Consider the following 452-nt stretch of genomic DNA (forward strand, 5'->3'; position numbering starts at 1 on the left):
TAAACGTTGCGGCTTCTGCCCTAACAATGGGTGAATTGTGGACGTCACTGTTTATGATTATCGCGCTTTACACTGTCTTCTTAATTGCGGAAGTGTATCTGATGCTGAAGTTCGCTCGCAAAGGACCAAGCAGCCTAAAAACCGGCCGCTATCACTTTGAGCAGGGTGAACTATCACACGAAGAGAAACTTAACCGTCAAGTTGAAGCATAGCAGGGAGTAGTGACATGTTTGATTACGAAATTTTACGCTTGATTTGGTGGGTATTGATTGGCGTATTGCTCATCGGTTTTGCCATTACAGATGGCTTTGACATGGGTGTTGGTGCACTGATCCCTGTTATCGGGAAAACCGATACTGAGCGACGAGTGATGATTAATTCCATCGCACCCCACTGGGATGGAAACCAAGTATGGCTAGTGACGGCGGGTGGCGCGTTATTTGCCGCTTGGC

The 452-nt window shown here is 47.3% G+C and carries 2 protein-coding genes; both read left to right on the plus strand.

All coding sequences use genetic code 11. The features are described 5' to 3' along the window. Window positions 1-212 (plus strand): cytochrome ubiquinol oxidase subunit I (locus tag ACP45E_RS01410; RefSeq protein ID WP_198927669.1); only part of this gene is annotated, 212 nt, incomplete at its 5' end. Window positions 213-226: 14 nt separating this feature from the next. Further along, on the plus strand, window positions 227-452 hold a 226-nt coding region (gene cydB / locus ACP45E_RS01415), incomplete at its 3' end, for a cytochrome d ubiquinol oxidase subunit II (protein ID WP_069584620.1).

It is taken from the genome of Vibrio genomosp. F10 str. 9ZD137 (assembly GCF_049974785.1).
Lineage (GTDB): Bacteria > Pseudomonadota > Gammaproteobacteria > Enterobacterales > Vibrionaceae > Vibrio.